Annotated in this window: 17 protein-coding genes; 4 read left to right on the top strand and 13 right to left on the bottom strand. The window is 37.1% G+C overall.

Annotated features, from left to right (window positions below):
* Positions 1–63: 63 nt before the first annotated feature.
* The 3 genes from F1560_RS08120 to F1560_RS08110 form a co-directional block, all read right to left on the bottom strand.
* Positions 64–1,254: a cystathionine gamma-synthase family protein gene (locus F1560_RS08120; RefSeq protein ID WP_149474137.1), complete on the bottom strand. Its 1,191-nt coding sequence runs from the start codon at positions 1,252–1,254 to the stop codon at positions 64–66.
* A gap of 116 nt (positions 1,255–1,370) precedes the next feature.
* Positions 1,371–2,585 carry a M24 family metallopeptidase gene (locus F1560_RS08115; RefSeq protein ID WP_149474136.1) on the bottom strand — a complete coding sequence of 405 codons (1,215 nt, stop codon included), beginning with the start codon at positions 2,583–2,585 and terminating at the stop codon, positions 1,371–1,373.
* Between the two features lie 295 nt (positions 2,586–2,880).
* Positions 2,881–4,590: a PucR family transcriptional regulator gene (locus tag F1560_RS08110; protein ID WP_149474135.1), complete on the bottom strand. Its 1,710-nt coding sequence runs from the start codon at positions 4,588–4,590 to the stop codon at positions 2,881–2,883.
* 487 nt (positions 4,591–5,077) lie between these two features.
* On the opposite strand from F1560_RS08110, the gene F1560_RS08105 reads away from it, so the two are divergent.
* Positions 5,078–5,485 (top strand): hypothetical protein, encoded by a 408-nt coding sequence (locus F1560_RS08105; protein ID WP_149474134.1) that lies wholly within the window; start codon positions 5,078–5,080, stop codon positions 5,483–5,485.
* 579 nt (positions 5,486–6,064) lie between these two features.
* Here F1560_RS08105 and F1560_RS08100 read toward each other — a convergent pair.
* The 7 genes from F1560_RS08100 to F1560_RS08070 form a co-directional block, all read right to left on the bottom strand.
* Positions 6,065–6,601, bottom strand: a complete 537-nt coding sequence (locus F1560_RS08100) for a helix-turn-helix domain-containing protein (protein ID WP_149474133.1) — start codon at positions 6,599–6,601, stop codon at positions 6,065–6,067.
* Between the two features lie 126 nt (positions 6,602–6,727).
* Positions 6,728–8,215 (bottom strand): aldehyde dehydrogenase family protein, encoded by a 1,488-nt coding sequence (locus F1560_RS08095; RefSeq protein WP_149474132.1) that lies wholly within the window; start codon positions 8,213–8,215, stop codon positions 6,728–6,730.
* Between the two features lie 19 nt (positions 8,216–8,234).
* On the bottom strand, positions 8,235–9,128 hold the full coding sequence (gene dapA / locus F1560_RS08090; protein ID WP_149474131.1) for a 4-hydroxy-tetrahydrodipicolinate synthase: 894 nt from the start codon (positions 9,126–9,128) through the stop codon (positions 8,235–8,237).
* Positions 9,129–9,144: 16 nt separating this feature from the next.
* Positions 9,145–10,464, bottom strand: a complete 1,320-nt coding sequence (locus F1560_RS08085) for a TRAP transporter large permease (protein ID WP_149474130.1) — start codon at positions 10,462–10,464, stop codon at positions 9,145–9,147.
* The gene (locus tag F1560_RS08080) at positions 10,461–10,958 is read right to left on the bottom strand and encodes a TRAP transporter small permease subunit (protein WP_149474129.1); all 498 of its coding nucleotides are present in this window, start codon (positions 10,956–10,958) and stop codon (positions 10,461–10,463) included. Before F1560_RS08080 ends, F1560_RS08085 begins: the two co-directional genes overlap by 4 nt.
* 12 nt (positions 10,959–10,970) lie before the next feature.
* Positions 10,971–12,053 carry a TRAP transporter substrate-binding protein DctP gene (dctP, locus tag F1560_RS08075; RefSeq protein WP_149474128.1) on the bottom strand — a complete coding sequence of 361 codons (1,083 nt, stop codon included), beginning with the start codon at positions 12,051–12,053 and terminating at the stop codon, positions 10,971–10,973.
* A 608-nt stretch (positions 12,054–12,661) separates the two neighbouring features.
* Positions 12,662–13,267 (bottom strand): hypothetical protein, encoded by a 606-nt coding sequence (locus F1560_RS08070; RefSeq protein ID WP_149474127.1) that lies wholly within the window; start codon positions 13,265–13,267, stop codon positions 12,662–12,664.
* Between the two features lie 373 nt (positions 13,268–13,640).
* Between F1560_RS08070 and F1560_RS08065 the strand changes: the two genes are divergently transcribed.
* Both F1560_RS08065 and F1560_RS08060 read left to right on the top strand, forming a co-directional pair.
* Complete coding sequence (locus F1560_RS08065) at positions 13,641–14,183, top strand: NADPH-dependent FMN reductase (protein ID WP_149474126.1); 543 nt, start codon at positions 13,641–13,643, stop codon at positions 14,181–14,183.
* A gap of 164 nt (positions 14,184–14,347) precedes the next feature.
* Positions 14,348–15,394, top strand: a complete 1,047-nt coding sequence (locus F1560_RS08060) for an AbrB family transcriptional regulator (RefSeq protein ID WP_149474125.1) — start codon at positions 14,348–14,350, stop codon at positions 15,392–15,394.
* A 265-nt stretch (positions 15,395–15,659) separates the two neighbouring features.
* Here the strand turns inward: F1560_RS08060 and F1560_RS08055 are convergent, their stop codons facing one another.
* The 3 genes from F1560_RS08055 to F1560_RS08045 form a co-directional block, all read right to left on the bottom strand.
* Positions 15,660–16,583 (bottom strand): LCP family glycopolymer transferase, encoded by a 924-nt coding sequence (locus F1560_RS08055; protein WP_149474124.1) that lies wholly within the window; start codon positions 16,581–16,583, stop codon positions 15,660–15,662.
* An 86-nt stretch (positions 16,584–16,669) separates the two neighbouring features.
* Complete coding sequence (locus tag F1560_RS08050) at positions 16,670–17,122, bottom strand: VanZ family protein (RefSeq protein ID WP_149474123.1); 453 nt, start codon at positions 17,120–17,122, stop codon at positions 16,670–16,672.
* A 584-nt stretch (positions 17,123–17,706) separates the two neighbouring features.
* On the bottom strand, positions 17,707–17,937 hold the full coding sequence (locus F1560_RS08045) for a hypothetical protein (RefSeq protein ID WP_149474122.1): 231 nt from the start codon (positions 17,935–17,937) through the stop codon (positions 17,707–17,709).
* 466 nt (positions 17,938–18,403) lie between these two features.
* Between F1560_RS08045 and F1560_RS08040 the strand changes: the two genes are divergently transcribed.
* Positions 18,404–19,621, top strand: coding sequence for a YeeE/YedE family protein (locus F1560_RS08040; RefSeq protein WP_149474170.1), 1,218 nt, complete (start codon positions 18,404–18,406; stop codon positions 19,619–19,621).
* Positions 19,622–19,961: the final 340 nt, after the last annotated feature.

The following is a 19,961-nucleotide window of genomic DNA, read 5'->3' as shown; positions in this document are numbered from 1 at the left end:
TAGGCAATTATAGCAAACCCTAAATTTCAATATTTTTAACAATCAAGTAAACCATTAAACTACCTAAACACTTTCAACATAGTTAAATGCTTGCTCAAAATCTGCAATTAAATCATCAATATCCTCAATACCGCAAGACACCCGGATTAAGCCTTCAGGAATACCCATTGCAGCACGTTCTTCTGGTGTACATTCAATATGGCTTGTCGTACGAGCAGGTCCCACTGTTGTTTCAACTGCCCCGAGATTTGCTGCACGGTTAGCAAGTTGGAGTTTTGGAAGGAGATCTCTTACTGTATCGATTCCACCTTTTACCGCAAAACTAAGCATACCACCAAAATCCTTCATTTGTTTTTTCGCAATCTCATGATTTGGATGTGTTTCAAGACCAGGATAATAAACGGCTTCTACTAAATCCTTTGTTTGTAAATATTTTGCTAGTTCCATTGCATTTGCACACTGCTGTCTAACACGTAAATGGAGCGTTTTCATTCCGCGCAACGTTAAATAAGCGGCCATTGGGTCCATCGTCGCACCGTTAATTTCACGATAATGATAAATTTTTTCAACAAGCTCTTGTGAACCACACACAACCCCACCTAGTGCATCTGCGTGACCGCCCAGAAATTTCGTTGCACTATGGAGAACTAAATCGACACCAAGTGAAAGTGGATTTTGATTAATCGGAGTTCCAAATGTGTTATCAACAATCACGAGTGCCCCAGCTTCATGTCCCGCTTTTGCCATACGTTCAATATCCGTAATTTTAACGGTTGGGTTGGTAGGTGTTTCTAAATATAAGATTTTACAGCCCTTTGCTACTTCTGATTCGATTTGTTCATGATTTCCTGTTTCACAAAGAACGACGTCGATTTGTTGACGCGGTAAAAATTCCGTAAAGATTTTATTGGTTCCACCGTAGGTATCTTTAATAGAAACAATACGGTCTCCTGGTACTAAAAATGTAGAGAAAATATTACTGATCGCAGCCATGCCAGTTGAAAAACTTGTTGCTGCTTCTGATCCTTCAAGTGCCTTCATTTTGTCTTCAAAAGATTGTACAGTTGGATTGGTATTTCGACCATAAATATGCCCTTTTTTCTTTCCTGTTGCTACATCATACCACTCATCCATATCATCGTAGTTGTATGCTACACTAAGAACAACTGGTACCTGTGTTGCACCATGTACTAAATATTCCTTTTCTCCTGCCCATACTGCTTTTGTACCCATTTTCATGTTTTGGTTTGTCATATGGCCCACTCCCCATTCATTTAATCGTACTGCTCATTCATTCGAAAACTTCCCACCCTAAATTCCTTTCAGGTTTTTTGCTCTTATTCCACTGACCTTGGGAATCTAGAGCACTTCTATACCTCCTCTAATCCTATATGCGTCTCACTTTTTGATAAAACGCCGTCCTTGATAAACAACTCTCTTGGCAGTTTTGCAAATGTTTCACAGCCAGTTTCCGTAATGCGAATTGATTCACTTGCTTCAAAACCATATTGATCTAACCATATCCCCGGGATAAGATGGAAGGTCATATTCGGCTGGAGAATTGTTTTGTCTCCTTTACGAATACTTGCTGTATGTTCTCCCCAGTCAGGAGGATAATTCAATCCCATCGAATAACCTAGACGCGAATCTTTAATAATGCCACTTTTCTCGATTGCTTTTCTCCACGTCTCTTCAATTTCCTCACAGTAAATCCCTGGCTTTATCATGTCAAGACAAGCGTTTAAACCTTCTACAACCAGGTTTGAAAGTGTTATAAATTTATCGTTTGGTTGGCCGATATTTACTGTTCGTGCTAGGGGTGAATGGTAACGTTTGTAACAACCGGCTAATTCTAAGATTACCGCATCACCACGCTTATAACGTTTATCCGTCCACGTTAAGTGTGGTGTTGAATTTTTATCTCCTGATGGAAGTAAAGGCATAATTGCTGGATAATCTCCTCCGAATGCATCGGTTCCAGTGATTTGCGTATGGAAAATTTTCGCAGCAACATCACATTCCCGAACACCTTCCTTAATTAAGCCAATTCCATCCATCATTGCTTTTTCCACAATGACTGCTGCTCGTTTCATATATTCAATCTCTGCATTCGATTTAACAATGCGAACCCAATTTACGAGAAGTGTTGCATCTTTCAATATTGCATTTGGTAATCCTTTTTGCAATTGTTGGTAACATTTTGCTGTAAAATAATAGCTTTCCATTTCAACTCCAATGGCACGGTTACCTTGGCCAATTTGTGTTAAAATACATGCCACAAAGTCCATCGGGTGTTTCGTATCGGATTGGACATAATCATCTGGGTAAGGAATAATGTTTTCATCATAAAGCCATGTTGTTACTTTTGCTGCGTTTCTATCCATTCCCCTGCCAATCCATAATGGTTGCTCATCATCATTAATAATGACTAGCATTTGATGAACATAAAAGGACCAAGCATCATACCCAGACAAGTAATTCATATTTGCCGGGTCTGTAATGAGCAACACGTCAATCCCTTCTGTTGCCATCCTCTCCTTTGTTTTTCGAATTCGCCTTTTATACTCAGCTGTTCCAAATGACATAGGGACATTCCTCCCTCGTTCAGCAAAATTTAATGATTCATTTTTTGTATCCGTGCTGTAACTACAGTATAGTAAGGTTGAAAAAATTAATCATCTGCCAAATTGTATGAACATTAAACTGATTTTATAGACAACATTTAAAATCGATGAAGTTCACAATGGAACAAGATGCTGCGTTGTCTTTATTTAATCGAGAAATGATTTTGAAAAATAAATAGACCGTTATAAAAATCGGCTATCTGCCAGATCTATATAACCGTCCAATTTTAGTTAGATAATCAATAAGCTCCTGCATTTATGTTTTCTCTCCCGGTTCATATACACCTATCCGCCAAGTCTTGATGCTTAAATCTAATAAAAATAAATCATCTGGATCAACGAGCGAAAGCCCTGTGAGCGATTCAATTTTTCGAAGTCGATACAACAAGGATTGTCGATGCAAATTCAAGACACGAGCTGTTTGACTTACATTCCCACGGAATTTGTTAAATGTACGAAATGTACCAATTAAATCCATATTCCGCTGCCCATCATATTGAACAAGCGGTTCAATCGTCGTCATCATGATTTCTTTCATTTCCTGAATTTGTACGAGATTTAACAGGACACGATCCACTCGAGTGTGTTCATGCAACATCCGGTGCCCGATTCCTTTTTTACGCCTCCCGATCGTTAAAGCAACCCTTGCATGCTGATAACTCTCTGAAAATCCTTGATACCCTTCCCCATAGCTTCCAATCCCCCATGATAATACAACCCCAGGTAGTAAATTCACTAACCTTCTCTCTACTAAATCCAAAAAATTTGTAGCATTTTCATTTTCATTTTTACAAGGGATTTCTAAGAATAGTAGCAGTTGTTCTTCTTGATAGGTCATCATTACTTCTCGATTCAATGATTGTGCTGCATAATAAATTTCTTCCCTGATATAAAGAATCATGTTCTCCAGCCAATTTTCATAGGAAAAATGATCTTGTTTTTGTTTACGAAAAAGTTCCCTAAGATTCTCAGGGATCCCTACCATACATACGTATGGAACATTAATACGATACCCTAATAATGTTGCGCGTGCATGCGCTTGTTCATAAGTCGAAAATTCCCCTTTTGCAAGCTCCTGTACAAAATCACTGTGAAGTCGCATTTTTGTTTCTTCAATCGCGTTTTTTCTTGAAAACCAAAGTGCTATTGTTGTAGCAGCGTGTTCCAATACGTTTACTCGATACTGTGTTAAAAATGCTTCGGTATTGGTATCAGCAGGTATGATTACAAAAAGATAGCCTTGCGGATTCCCTAAAATATGAAGTACTGGGAGCTGCAGTACAGTTTGACGCTCTAATTCAATCATGTGGAATTTCTGAAACATTGGATCACGAGTTAATAGAGCAGAATCTTTTTTCGCTGGAAAGACGCCTTGTAAAACGTAATCCTCCCATTTCTGAATGAATTCCTGTGTATGTATTCCTTTTTCTTGAATATCTCCTGTTCGATTCGTAATAACAATCGAACAGCCAACCTTTCTTTGGATAAATTTCGCGATCGGTTGCAGTGCTGTATCCTTTAAAATCAGCTTAAAAAACGCTTGCTGAACTTTCTCTGATTTTTCCCGCTCCTTATAGTTAATATCGTTAATCTCTTTCATAACTTCTTCCACAATACTTGCAAAACGGATTTCCCATGGAAGTTCAATTATCATAAAATTTTGTTTCTCCGCTAATTCAATAACCTCACTAGGAATATCAAATATATATCTACCCGTAGCAATTAATAAAGCTGATGCCTCTGCGTCTATAATAGCTTGCACAAAACTTTTTAAAACGGTTACATCATCACTGCATCCAATAGCAGTTGTTAATACGACTTCATTTTTACGAACAAAATTTTCGACGGGCATCTCCATGACGGATATCCATTGAACATATCGTTCGCTTGCAACATTTTGTCCTGTTATAATTTTCGCATTTTCCAGCATCTCTCTATTCAGTACATCTTCCATTGTTAACCTCATGTTGTCCTCCCCCCAATACTTAATGATTAAAGCGATTACCAAAAACGGTTAACCGCAACTTTTCAGTTCAGTTAAAATCGGAATTGCAGTTCTTGGATAACCGTTCTTCAACGATTGGTTAATTATCTTGTTGAATGACAACATCCTTTAACCATACTATGCCTAAGAATGGATAATAACGACTACTTATGAGAATCATGGACTTAACGAGGAAACAGTGCAATGGATGGGATTTGTAAGTACAAACAAAAATCTCAAAATAAATATGATGGCACAACTATAAAACGTATACAAAGTTTAAGGCACGCAATAAAAATGACTTCGATTTCGAAAATAGATCCATTCGGATTCATTTACTATTTATCACTTCCCGCTTTGACATAAAAGAATGCGCTGTTTGTAAAGGAAGCGTTCATATTCCAATGTATTATTTTTTCTATTTTACAAATGGTAGTAGTGCAAGTTTTATATGTGAGGAGGAGTTCCCATGAAATTTTCTATGCGTGGAGATGCACATAAACTCTATCTTCGACTAAAAGAGATGCCAATTGAAGACATAAAAAAGAGCCGATATTTAAAGGAAACGGCTACCTTAAAAGAATTTTATCTATTGCTTGACAGTGAAACGTTACAATTAATTTATTACCAAATCGTGAAAGAAAAGAGCGGAATTGGAATCATTCCAATATTTGCTACAGCCATACCGTGGCTGCTCTTTCTCTTTGCGAATCCATTGGAAAACTTCCTCTTCCACGATGGGAGTTCAAATTGGATGATTTTCTCTGTTATTTACTTAATTTTACTCTCGATTAGCTTGATTCTACATTTTAAAGAAAAAGCATGGGCCGGTGTGCACACAGAGATCATTCGAGATATTTTAGACAAACGAAACTAATCGCATACTTTGAAAGAACAATCTGATTCTTTGTGAGCGTTCTTTTCTAAAAATGGCTAAAGTCTTAGATGAGGATTTAGAAAATGGACGATTACTAATCATAAATAGACCTGGAAAATAGTTAAACCGGAAATGGTTGTCCCTTTTTCTAAGAGCACTTGAATTACTTATCGCTGTCTTTTCTGGCGACCGAAGTCTCCTTTCGGGTCATCTTTCTCATACGTATATATAAGATTCCAGCTTTACAAGAAAGAGCATTTATATCAGCTAATTAACTGCTTATAATAAAGCTCTAACTTGAGGTACACTCTCTTTCTAGTAAAAAACATTCGAGCTAAGATTTCTTTACAACTATGTGAAACTTTATGCACTTCGATTTATGCTTCAAATAATTTGCTATATTGTATTAAAATAATTATCTAGTAAGTATAGAGGATGCAAAGAAGAAAGTCTTTGTCTATTCACTAAACGGACAAACCCAACTATTCCTTCGTCCTTAAGGAGTTGATTTCCAGCAATATTTTATAAAACTCAAGAAATATCAAGTAACCAATCCGTTTCTCTGCATCTTTGATATACTCAATTATTAGTGCTGACTACAAGTAATACAACCGGATAATCTGTATCATTATACCAAATATGTTCTTCTGCAGAATCAATATGTAATGATTCATGAGCATATAAAGTCTCTTCATGGCTATTTAAGACAACTTTTAATTGACCCTCTAACACATAGACAAACTCCTGACCATGGTGTCTATACGTAGTTGTATGGGATTCTCCAGCTTTCAATTCAATACGTGCTGGATAAAATTGTGGAGATTTCATATTGCCAACAAGACTTGTGTATGTAAAATTGGGTTGCATTGCATTTTTTTTAAACGGCAGTTTCTTTATTGACTGAGTTTCTTCTTCAGTTTCAAAAAACAGACTAATATTCACCCCCAACCCTTCAGAAATCTTTCGTAATGATGTAAATGTTACAGAACTAATTCCTCTTTCCACCTGTGAGAGGAAACTTTTTGAAAGACCACTCCGTTCACTTACTTCTCTCAGAGTTAATTTTTTATTTTTACGTATCTGTTTAATTTCAATTCCTAATTTATTGTTATCCATTAACAAATCAACCCATTCTTCTTGTCTTTTTTGTTTTTTATGTACAGTTCAATCAGTTCTTAATATTATACTATAGTTAAAAACTCTTGGAGAGCAATTAAAGCTTCCAAGAGTTTTTAATAATGGCTACTGTTTGATATTTACAAATACACTCTTTACCTCAGTATAGTTCGCAAGTCCATACTCTCCACCCATTTCACGACCGATACCAGATTTTTTATATCCACCAAATGGCATGGTTTCCCATTCTAAACCAAAGTCGTTTATCCATACTGAACCTGCTTTAAGTTTATTTGCGATATAGTGACCTGTTTTGATGTTTTCTGTCCAAACACTTGCAGCAAGACCGTAATCGCTATCGTTTGCCCGTCTGATGACTTCTTCTACTGTATCAAAGACAAATACTGCCATTACGGGTCCAAAAATTTCTTCACGTGCAATTACCATATCATCTTGGACATCTACAAAAATAGTAGGTTCTACAAAATACCCTTTAGTTGATCCTTTTCCACCAGTAACGAGGCGAGCACCTTCTTTTTTCCCTTGTTCAATGAAGCGAAGCACTCTTTGTTGCTGTTTTGCTGAAACAAGTGGCCCCATATCTGTTTCTGGATCCATTCCAGGTCCTAATTTTAATTGGTTCACTCGCTCTACTAAAGCCTCGACTACAGTATCATAATGTTTGCGGTGAACGTAGATGCGAGTAGTAGCACTACAATTTTGCCCGTGATTATACATCGTTCCATTGAATGCGCCTTCAATTGCATCTTCTAAATTCGCGTCTTCTAAAATAATGCTAGGAGATTTACCTCCAAGTTCAAGTGTAATATCTTTAACTTGGTCGGCTGCTTTATGCATCACTTCTTTTCCTGTTGCGGTTGATCCAGTAAAGGCAATTTTATCGATACCTTCATGTGTTGTAAGTGCATTTCCTGCAACCGGCCCGTCACCAGGAACTATATTAATCACTCCATCTGGGAATCCAGCCTCTTCAAATAGCTTTGCAGCATATAGAAGTGAAAGTGGCGTTTCCTGAGCAGGCTTTATGACAACGGTACATCCAGCAGCAAGTGCAGAGCCGAGTTTCCATGCAGCCATTAAGAGTGGGAAATTCCACGGTATGATTTGACCTACCACTCCAACGGGTTCATGGACAGTGTATGTGACATAATCAGGTGAAGCAGGTGTCGTTTTTCCTAATAACTTCGTAGCCCATCCAGCATAATATCGGAATTGCTCAATCGTCCCATCAATATCATCTGTTAAAGCAACCTCATAAGGCTTTCCATTATCTAATGAATCAAGTTGAGCCAGTTCGTCACGGTTTTCTTCAAGAAGGTCAGCAAACTTATAAATAAGACGTGAACGTTCTGCAGCTGACATTTTAGTCCATGCACCTTCATCAAAGGCTTTCCTTGCTGCTTGAACCGCTTTATCAATATCCTCAGCTTGTGCTTCACTTACCTTCGCAATGACATCTTCTGTTGCAGGATCAACGACATCAAATGTTTTCCCACTAATTGCCGGTACATGCTCCCCGTTGATATATAGTTCCTTTACACCTTTCAAAAACTCCTGCACTTTTGGTTTCAAGTTATATTTCGTTAATTGCATGTTTATTCTCCTTTCCTTTTTAATTTTTTATGACTTCCAAGCTTCCCATAAGTTCTTTTAACTGTGCTTCCTCTTCTTCATTTAACCCTAATTTTGGCTTACGGCACGGTCCACCTGCTAGACCTTGCAGTTCCATTGCCCTTTTTGAAAGTTGAACATACTTCCCAGACTCTTCAAGGAAATTACAAAGTGGTAATAGTCTGTCATAAAGCTCCCAGGCACTTTCAATTTCATTATTTTGAACATAATTATATAAATCTGTAACCAGTCCTGGAACAATATTACCAGCTGGGGAAATCCAGCCCACAGCTCCAACTAAAAATGATTCAAGCGCAAGATTCTCAGAACCACAGAACACTTCGATAGAGCCTTTACCTTGCCTTACAATGTCTCTTGCTTTGGTAATATCTCCGCTTGATTCTTTGATATGAGTTATATTATCAACATCACGGCCAACCTTTAAAATCGTTTCAGCACTAATGTCCACACCTGAGGTAAATGGATTATTATAAATCATAATTGGGAACTGAACAGATTCAGCAACTGCTTTAAAGTGCTCATAAATTTCATTTTCTTTTGGATGCGCATAATAGGAGTTAATTAACAAGGCAGCTGTTGCTCCTGCTCGTTCTGCTTGTTGCGTGTATTCAATTGCATCTCTAGTCGTTTCAGCAGCAGTTCCAACGATTAGTGGAATCCGCCCATCCACTTGTTCGACTGCAATTTCTACCGCTTTAAATCGCTCTTCTTTCGTCAGACTTACAAATTCACCTGTACTACCATTAATTGCAATCCCTGCAACACCTTCATTGATAAATTGTTCAATATTTTTTTTGAAACCTTCCCAATCAATATCTTGTTCATTTAACATTGGTGTAATTAGAACTGGAAAAACACCTTCTATTTTTGTCATTTACTTTTCCTCCCTATTAATTATTTAGTAGATTTGGCAACCATACAGCAAGTATGGGAAAGATAATTAAAGTAATTGCTACAAGTAACTGTATTGCTATAAATGGTAAAGTTGCTCGATAAATCTTGTTGATTGCAACTTTATCTCCGACTGCGCTCTTCAAATAGAAAATTGCAAAGCCAAACGGCGGTGTCAAAAATGCCATTTGAAGAACGACCATAAATAATACGGCCCACCACAACGGATCGAAACCAGCTTCCACTATAATTGGGGTTATAATTGGAGCCGCAAGCATAATCAACGCCATCGTTTCTAGAAACATGCCAAGCAGAATAATAAACAAAAGTGAAAATACTAAAACTCCCCATCTTCCACCCGGAGCTGCTTGAGCCAAATCAGAAACGAGCTGGTTCCCGCCAACCCCGGAGAATACTGCACTAAATGTTGCAGCCCCAATCAATATCCAGCCAACCATTCCAGTCATTTTGGTCGATTCTTTAATAGCCTCTTGCGTTTTATTCCAGTTTAAGCGCTTTGTTCCAAACCCTATCAATACCGTACCCAAAACCCCCACAGCTGCTCCCTCTGTTGGAGTGGCCACACCAGTGAATATGGAGCCAATGACAATAATAATCAATATGATGGGAAGTGTGATGGATTTAAGAGAGGTCACCTTTTCTTTAAATGAAGCACGATCTTCTTTAGCGAGTGCAGGTGCTGCATCCTTCTTACGGTAGGCTTGTATCAAAATATACACAATGAAAAAGAAAATAAGAAGGAATCCTGCACTTAACCCCCCAGCAAATAAACTGGATACAGATACCCCCGTGATTGCTCCATAGACCACCATATTAAGATTAGGAGGGATGATTTGCCCAAGAGTACCTCCACCCATAATTGAACCCAGACTAAGATTTTCGTTATACTTGTATTTCATCATCTGAGGTAAAGCGATTAATCCCAACCCGATGACACCGGCTGCAACAACACCAGAAATTGAACCGATAATTGCTCCCACAATAATAGCAGCAATTGCAAGTCCTCCACGAAAACCGCCGGACCATTTATATACAGAATCGAATACTTCCGATATAATGTTCGTTTTTTCCAGCAAAACAGACATCAATATAAATAAAGGTATTGCAATGAGTGTGAAGTTATTCATTACACCCCAAACAGCACTTGGGAGGAGAGCTGTACTGTCAATTCCCCACATTATTAAAGCAAAAAATACTCCCACTGCTCCAAGAGAGAACGCTATTGGAATTCCTAAAAACAACAAAACCAACAATAAAACAAACATAGCAATTGGTGCATATTCAAAAAACCACATCATTCTTGCTCACCCTCCCGCCAGACTTTATAGATTTCAGCCCATGCCTGAAGCCATAAGAGCAGTCCTCCGATGGGAATAAACCATTTAAACCACCAAATTTGCGGATTGAATGAACTCTGATGGGATGAATGCTCAAGTATTCGAGTCGACTCAACAGCCACTTCCATTCCTTTGAATAATAGAAATGAACACACAACTATTATGATAAGTAAAGAAAAAGTGTACATTATGCGGCCCCAACGTTCTGAGAGATGGGCATAGATAATATCTACTGCAACATGCCCTTTTAATCTTAATACATCTGCACCGGCAAGCAGGATTGAAATACCAAAAATGAAAATTGACACTTCAAAACCCCAATCGGGAGAATTTGAAAAGATCCTACGCATAATAATGGTATATATCATAACTAATGTTAATGGGATTATAAGATAGCCTGAAATTTTACCAGCGATGGAAGATAATGAGTCAATTCCTTTGATAATTGGTTTCATTCTTCCATCACCTCAATCCTCATATCCGAGTATTTTTGCTTCTTCTAGATACCCTAAATCAGCTAGAACCTTTGCATATTCTTCTACATACTCTTTACTTGCCTCACTCTTGGTTTTATAATTATTCAAAAGTTCAAAGGCTTCTTCCCGCATTTTTTCAACGTCTTCTTCAGGGAGTTGAATGAACTCTATGTCAGGGTTTTCCATCCATTCTTGTTTCGCTTTTTGATTTTCAACTCCATAGGCAATTGCGGACTCATAGCGAATCTTATCACGAGCCACGTAAAGAGCAGCTTTAAGGTCTTCCGGAAGCTCTTCCCACGCGTTTGGATTGACAATCAATTCCTTATCTGTGCTTGGTCCAACATGAAGGGCGGGCTCAATAACGTATTTAGTTACCTCATCCAATCCCATTTCTCCATTTACAAGATAGTCATTAAATTCTGCAGCTTCAACAGTCCCTAATTGAAGTCCTGTATAAATTTCTGGAGCAGATAAGGAGATTGCTGATGCACCGAGCTTACTGTAATACAAACTTGCAACTCCTGCAGCTCTAATATTTTTACCTCTGAAGTCTTCTATTGAACGAATGGGTACTCTTGAGATCAACACTTCTTCAGGCGCATAATCAAACGCCCCGAGATTTTGAATTCCGTGCTTTTCATATGCCTCATCAATAATTGGTTTTAATTGATCAGAACGATAGAAATGCTCTTCAAATCCGTTAATCGGATCCCCAGGTATGGTTCCACCACCAAGTGCAAATACTGGATCTTTCCCTGTCCAGAAACCTGTATATACAGCGGCTATTTCTACTACCCCATTTTTCACCATATCGAATGATTCATTTGTTGGGAAAAGGATATCTGCGCCAAATGGTTCAATAATAAGTCGTCCATTAGAAATTTCTTCCACTGCTTTTGCAAATTCCCGAATTGTACCTTCATAGCGAGCTGTCCCCGGAATTTGATGTGTTACCATTCGCCATTCATAGACCCGTTGTTCTCCTTCAGCAATTGTTTGATATGGTTGACAAGCACTTAATACAACTAATAAAGACAAAAGTAACAATAGTACAGTGCTTTTTACTCTCATTTCATCCCTCCTACTTTAGTAATCGTTTACATTTAGAATTATCGCTCTATTTAAAAAGTATTATAATTAAGCTGGAGTGAAAAGTCAATAGAAAATTCACTCTCACTGTAAAATATTTAAGTATTGAAAATTGAGATGCAGAAGTTCTTGTGTATTTTATACACATAATTTATAGAGTGCCTATTACTAAAAGTAAGATAAATAACCAAAACAGAAATTGTACTATTAGAAAAATTTATCCATAAGAAATATACACTAATTGTACGTGCAATCACTCTCAAAACATCTCTTATATACTCCGTCATCAGTTAGTAAATAAGCACCTTTTAATTTCTAACAGACCTAACTTTGATTCATATTGATAATAAGATCCCCTTATTTTTCTTTCCTTTATCAATTTGCCCCCTCCCCCAACACACCAAATTAAACTTTAATTAAAGTGGGTATTCTAAATATTTCCGATTAAATTAATCATTATCGTAAATAAATTAATCAAAGATCGTTGTAACTAGTTCCAAACAATCGTCTTAAGAAGATAAATTCTCCCCTAAAAAATCATAACAAAATAAAAGGCATTTACCACCTAACGTGGCAAATGCCTTTCACTCTTAAAGAATTAAAAAAATAAGTCGATAAACGAAATAGAAACCAGCAACGAACAATACTGCTGTCTTTAAGTTATTTTTTGCAACAAAGAAGTAAGAAATCAAAAATATAGATAAATACAAGAATGTATATGCTAATGAACTAAACCATGAATAGATGGTGATATCTACAAGCTCTAACGGAATGGACACTAATAATAATATGCTTGGAAACACAAGCAGTGCACCTAGTTTTTCAAAGAAAAAGTTCAGGTCATATGTTTTTCCATTTTTATTAGCGACATTTTTTAAAACAAACAGCAATAAAGCTAGTGCTACCGCGTAAGCAATAGTACGTTCAAAGTAATTGAAGTAATCACTGAATCCAAGGTAACGCAATGCATCTAAATATGTAAAAATACCAATAACATTACTTAGTAATATAAGACCAAGAAAAGCTATTAACGTAATAAGACCGAATTGCTGCTTGCCTTGCGTTTCATCTGAAAGAAGATGATCTGGCTCCTTTATGACTTGCATCACATATTGAAAGTAATTACCTAGCTTTCCTTCTTTCCCTTTATTATCTTCCTGTTTTTCAACTACTTCATTTTGGTTTTGGTTTTTCATTTTTCCTTTCATCCCTCCAATGTATTTACTACTTATGATATATAAGTTTTAGGAAAATTTATATACAAAATCGGAAGAATGAATCGTTAGTACCCCTTTTTCCATTTCATGGGTATAAAGTATGTAATCACCTTAAAATGGGATTTTTAGCCTTGTTTTAATCATCCATCACTTTCCTTTTAATTAATGGGTTAGGCGTGTTCTCCATACTTCACAGCTTTAATGGAAATTATAATGCAGTAACTTTACACAACATCATTCAAGAAGTAACTACGAACACCTTCAAGTTAATCCTAAGAATAGAACCTTCTCTCCTTAAATGATAGACTCGTACTAGACATCCAATATAATAAATTGAAATGAGGTAGAAACGATGAAACTAGTCGGAATATCAGGAGCACTCGCTGGTGAAAAGACATCTATCGTTGTAAATGATGTTCTAGTCGCTGCTCAACATCTTGACTCAACCGTACAGACTGAATTAATTGACTTGAGGGACTATGAAATTGATTTATTTAATGGTTCCCCATTAGTAGCATATAGCGAAGATACTTGGAATGTTGTGCAAAAGATTTTATCTGCTGATTTCCTCGTATTCGGTACCCCCATTTACCAAGCATCTATTTCAGGAGCTTTGAAAAACCTGTTAGACCACTTACCAGAATATGCATTTAAACATAAAGTAACAGGTATGATTGCGACTGGATGGTCAAACAGACATTTTCTTGTAATGGAATACCATTTGAGATCTATCCTATCTTACTTTAAAGGATTAGTTCCAACAGGTAATGTCTTTGTCCACAATCATTCTTTTAATGAAGATAGTGATGAAATTATAGATGAACGCGTTTCGGAAAGGATTCAAGCGCTGGCGGAAGAAATCGTCTATTTACAACGTGGAATAAACAATAGGTAATCACAACCTGTCTGAGCGAGGACATCGTACCATTTATTAATGTAATTCTACTAAAGGGATTCCTGTTGCATGGTGTCTTCTCTCTAGACGAGACAACAAATAAGATAACAAACTAATACGTGCTTAAAAGTATGCTTAAGCGACCATAGAAAGAAGGACATAGCGTGCTGTATAAGAAAATTGCAATCATCCTATGCGGATTCCTATTCGGTAGTATATTTAATTTTTTTAATATACCAGCAGGTTGGCTCTTAGGAGCACTATTTGCAGGTATTCTTTTTTCTATCACATTTGGAAGCGTAGAAAAAACACCTATCATTTTTAAAATTGGCTTCGCCATTATTGGTACGGGAATAGGCATAAATGTCGATACAAGTTTTTTCGTCTCCATTAAAAACTATATATTACCTTTATTCATTAGTATTCCTTTAACGATTTTATTTTCTGTTCTACTAGCAGAAGTTTTATTTAAAAAATCCAACTTGGATTATAAAACTTCTTTATTTAGCTGTATTCCAGGTGGAGCTTCTGAAGTAATCGCTATGAGTAAAGAAGTTGGTGCAAATGAACAAATCGTTGCAGCATTCCATACCGCAAGAATATTATTATTCGTTTTAACCATTCCAATAATTGTCGGAACAACAAGAGATTACCATTCAGCATCCGTAAATGCGATAGCAACAGATTTATTGCCTTTAAACGCTTATGAAATATTTTCCATACTAATCATTATCTTTATTTCAATTTATCTTTCGAAGCTGATCAAAGCTCCGATTGGTACGCTTATTTATGCAATGCTGCTTGGTTTCCTAGTCAATCAATTTATGAACCTAGAAGACTTCTCCACCTTTCTTCCGATAATCGGACAGGTAATTATTGGCTCAATTATTGGTCAAAAATTTGATATAGCTACTGCTAAGCAATTAAAACAACTTGGCTTTGCTGTGGTCAAAACAATCGTATTATTATTTGGATTTAGCTTAGTGATTGCACTTATATTCTCACTGATTTCCCATTTATCCTATGCTAGCAGCTTATTGGGAACCGTTCCCGCAGGTGCTGCAGAAATGTCATCTACTGCGTTTGCATTAAACCTGGATCCATCTATTATAGTAGCATTACAAACGATACGTTTATTAACTATTTTTCTATTGCTGCCTTTCCTTATTTCATATGCAGAAAATAGGGAAATAAAGCTTAGGGGGAGATGAAACCCTATATTTCGAACAAGATTGGTAAACACATAGAATATTAGATTGTTGTAATAAACCAACTACTAACTCTAAATGATATTAGGATAATAGTAAGCATACATGTAAACGACCACTTATTAAAACAAGTGGTCGTTTACCGTTTTAATGAACCGAGATTACAACAATAAAGGATTGCCCTTCTTTTCAAAAAAAGCAATCCCCTTTTAAATGTTCCCACTAACCTATCAGAAGTATAAACCTAAATTAATAAATTCCTTCTATCCTAAACCTCTCCCTCAATCATCCCTCTCACCTTCTCAATCTCCTCACCCGATACAATCAAATAATAAACGCCATCAATCGTCGTTCCGTCCCCTTGCAGCTGATAGCTTTCAATATTCTTTCTTGTATTTTTATATCCGGATAATAGTTTCTTCATATCATCAAAATCCAGATTTGTTGCCATGTTATTACCTAAAACATCGATTGTGCTGTTGATTTTTGTAACGGAACCAACAGAAGCTCCTTTGTTAATAATGCCTTCAATCACTTGTCTTTGTCTAGATGTTCGGCCAAAATCACCGTTTGGGTCTTGCTTGCGCATTCGAACGTAAGCCATTGTTTGATCGCCATCGAGTTCAACTGGGCCAACATTAAAGTCATATGTATGATCATTCCAAGCAATCTCATTATCTACTGTAATCGTTCCGAGTTCATCTACCAGCTCTGAAAGACCATCCATGTTCATTCGAACATAATAATCTAGCTCAATATCCAAGAAATTTTCAATGGTTTCTATAGACATTTCTGTACCGCCAAATGCGTGAGCGTGATTTATCTTATCTTCAATTCCTTTACCGGCGATAGTTGTTCTCGTATCTCTTGGGATACTAATTAGCTTCATCGAGTCGTCTGTTGGATTAAGTGATAGAACCATCATTGCATCAGATCGGCCGCTTGTCCCTTGCTCGGAATCAATTCCTAACAATAATATATTCAACTGTTCCGTTTCTTTCATTTTCTTTTTCGTTGTTTCCCGATCAATGGACTCTACGGGCTCATGCATTTTTTCGTTTACTGTTTTAGCAGCGTTATTATAAATGGTAAACGCATATGCCCCGACTCCGAGGATAAGCACCCCGATAAGAATCAAGGGGATTTTCAACCATAGCTTGCTAGATTTTCTGCGGTTTGATTTTCTACTCATGATCTGTTTACCTCTTTCAGAATCTAATTTATTTCTTTTACGCTAACTCTTGCAACCATCCTACCAAACTATAATCCTGCCTGCAATCATGTCCTGCGGGCAGGATTTATCAATCGACTTAACACCAGATATCCAACTATCCCAACGCCCGCGCCTGCACTATCAATAAGCACATCCTTCACTTGAGCGCCTCTGCCTGGAATAAAAAGCTGGTGAATTTCATCTGAAATTGCATATAGCACACAGAAGAGTAACGCCAACCCGATTGTTTGGTATCTTGTGTCTTTGCTCGTTCTTAATGCATGAAGTACGAGCATTCCGAGGAAAAAATAAATGAAGAAGTGAGCGTTCTTTCGGATGAGATGGTGAATGCTGCTAACATCTAAATCCTCATTTGGAACAACTTTTTCTATTATCCTTAACACTATTTCTGTAACTCCTGAACTAAGTTCACTAGACGCTGCAGCAGGTTGATGTGATAAGTAAAAAATTAACCCCATCCAGAGGATAACGGCTGCCCAGGAAAGGGTTTTATACATCGAAATCTTCCTTTTCTATTTATATTATGTTGGTCCCATTTCCGCAAATTTGCGGATTATACGTTTGGGTACGATTTATTGTATTAAATCAATTTCTCTACTTGATTTATTCATAGCTTATAAAAATGTAACATCCTATATATTATCAAATATAAGAACAATTATGAAGAAAACTATTATATAGAGATATTGGCATCTAAAAGCTTTCTTTTCGAATCGTACCTACTAATACCGGAACTACTGGTGATTGATTGAATTTCATCAATATAATGAGGGATTAATCTAGGGGCTTCTGATATGGGTGACGGATTAAAAACACTTCAATGTTCTGAGAGGTTATTCTGTAGAAAACTTTATAAGGGGCAGATTTCCCAATTGATATAAACACCATTCGCAGATCAACTGGCAATTTATGAATGATAACTTGTTGACCAGGAATATGAAAAGTGAAATCTTGTTCTTGGAAATATGCGTGGATTGTATGTTTAAGGTGTGTTGCTAGTGGTGGGAGTTCAAAAGTTTCCCTCCGTCGATCTAATTCTAATAAGGATTCAATAGCTGATTTCCGCAAAGTACATCCATTGCTATCTCCTTAACGATTTATTCATTTCTTCTTCAGATAAAATCGGATTATATTTATTTAATGCTTCTAATAACTTTGTTTCCTCTTCTTTATCTGATACTACATAAAAATCGTTTTTGTTTACTTCTTCAACCTCCACTAATAAAAATTTTTTGTTACCGACTTGAATGTAAGTTTTTCCACTTTTAATTGCTTCTTTAAGCCCTTCTTGTTCAATCTTAATTGGTTTCATTTTTTCAACTCTCCCTTTAAAAGCATTGAGGTAATTATAAATGATTTTAGTGCAAAACGAAAGAGGGAAACGGGCTCTGTTGGATTGTTCATCCTCTTCTTTAAAGTATTTCCATGCTTCATATGGTTTAGATTTTCCTTTAACACCGTCCAGATATTCACCTTTAAAATTTGAAATTGTAACAAACGTTTTTATAACTATCCTCTTTTCTCACCCTACTTTTACTTGTTCTATAATTAATTCATTTGTTGTCTACGCACCATTTTAACTTTTTTGCACTTTCTCATGGTAGTCGGATTATCAGAATCTCCTGTCTAAATAGACATCGTAAGCGTTAATCAAATCCAACACCTTTACAAACCTCCCTATTTCTTATAAACTTATTACTCATAAACCCTATTATTTTAATAGGAATAAGGAGGTTTTCAACTTGGAACAGCAGGTAGCTGAATCACCAAAGACATGGATGAAACATCCAACAACCGCTATTAAAGAACTGCAGCCTGTCCAAAAACCATTTTTAACACTCGGAATTATCGCTGCAGTTATCTTATTGATTACGATTGTTAGCACTACCAATATCGTTCAAGGAGTGCTTTATATAATAGGAATTGCATTGGGTGTAACTTTATTGCAGGCCCGCTTTGGATTTACATCCGCATTCAGACGACTTATGTCCGTTGGAAATACACAGGGGCTCCAGGCACATATGATTATGCTCATGGTTGCAACCACATTATTTGCCATCATTCTGAGTACTGGATTTTCATTTACTGGAGCCGATCCCGCAGGATATGTTTCGCCAGTAGGGATGAGTGTTATATTTGGTTCGTTTATATTTGGTATTGGCATGCAGCTAGGAAACGGCTGTGCCTCTGGAACACTATATAATCTCGGTGGTGGTTCCACTTCGATGATTCTTACATTGACAGCCTTTATCATCGGATCAACAGTTGGCGCACTTCATTTTCCATTTTGGATGAGCACACCGTCGCTTGAGCCATTCTCCCTGGCTACATCTACAAGCCTAGGATATGGTGGAGCTTGGATTGTACAAATAATTATGTTCGTAGTGATTTACTTTATTCTCGTTCAATTTGCGAAGCGAAAGAATCCTCCGATGATGAAGCCGCTCGCGACAACAAGCGGATGGAAGAAAATCTTTCGAGGTGCATGGCCACTAATTGCAGCTGGAATTATTCTAGCAATCTTAAATGCTCTGACACTAGCTGTCCGTGGACAGCCATGGGGAATCACATCTGCCTTTGCTTTATGGGGTGGAAAAGCACTGGATTTCGTTGGTGTCGACGTTGCTTCATGGGGATATTTCCAAGGGGCAAATGGCATGGCACTGAGCCAAAGTGTTTTAGCTGACTCTACAAGTGTAATGAACTTTGGAATTATCTTAGGTGCCTTCATTGCCGCAACTGCACAAGGTAACTTCAAACCTAAAAAACTAAAAGTTGGTCCTGCCAGTGCCGCTATTGTCGGTGGGTTATTAATGGGATATGGCTCACGTCTTGCCTTTGGTTGTAATATTGGTGCATACTTCGGTGGTATTGCATCGTTTAGCTTGCACGGTTGGGTATGGATGGTTATGGCAATGCTTGGCACAGGGGTTGCCTTATTTATTAGACCGTTATTTGGATTAAACAATCCGAAGAAGAATGATTTATTTTGTTAGGAAAAACCTCGTCCGTTAGTGGGCGAGGTTTTTTTGATAATCATAAACAGGTATTGGAGGAGCACGGGAACAGGCTGTTAATAGTAACTGGATATGACTCTCTATTATTAATATCAATCAGGTACATTCATCCTAGGAATATGATTTTCCATCAATGACTAAATTCGGTTTTTCCCAAGAAGGTTCACTGCTTTCTCCCCTACCTATCAACAAATCTCTGCTCATCGTTTAATAGTGCTGATCACTTGGAAATCTTCTCTTTTAATAGGTAATTACAAGCTCCTTAAATCAAAGGTTGTGTAAGCAATTATTAGGCAATCATGCAATTACACAGTATGAG

It is taken from the genome of Oceanobacillus polygoni (assembly GCF_008304605.1).
Lineage (GTDB): Bacteria > Bacillota > Bacilli > Bacillales > Amphibacillaceae > Oceanobacillus > Oceanobacillus polygoni.
This window is presented reverse-complemented; position numbering and strand designations above follow the sequence as displayed.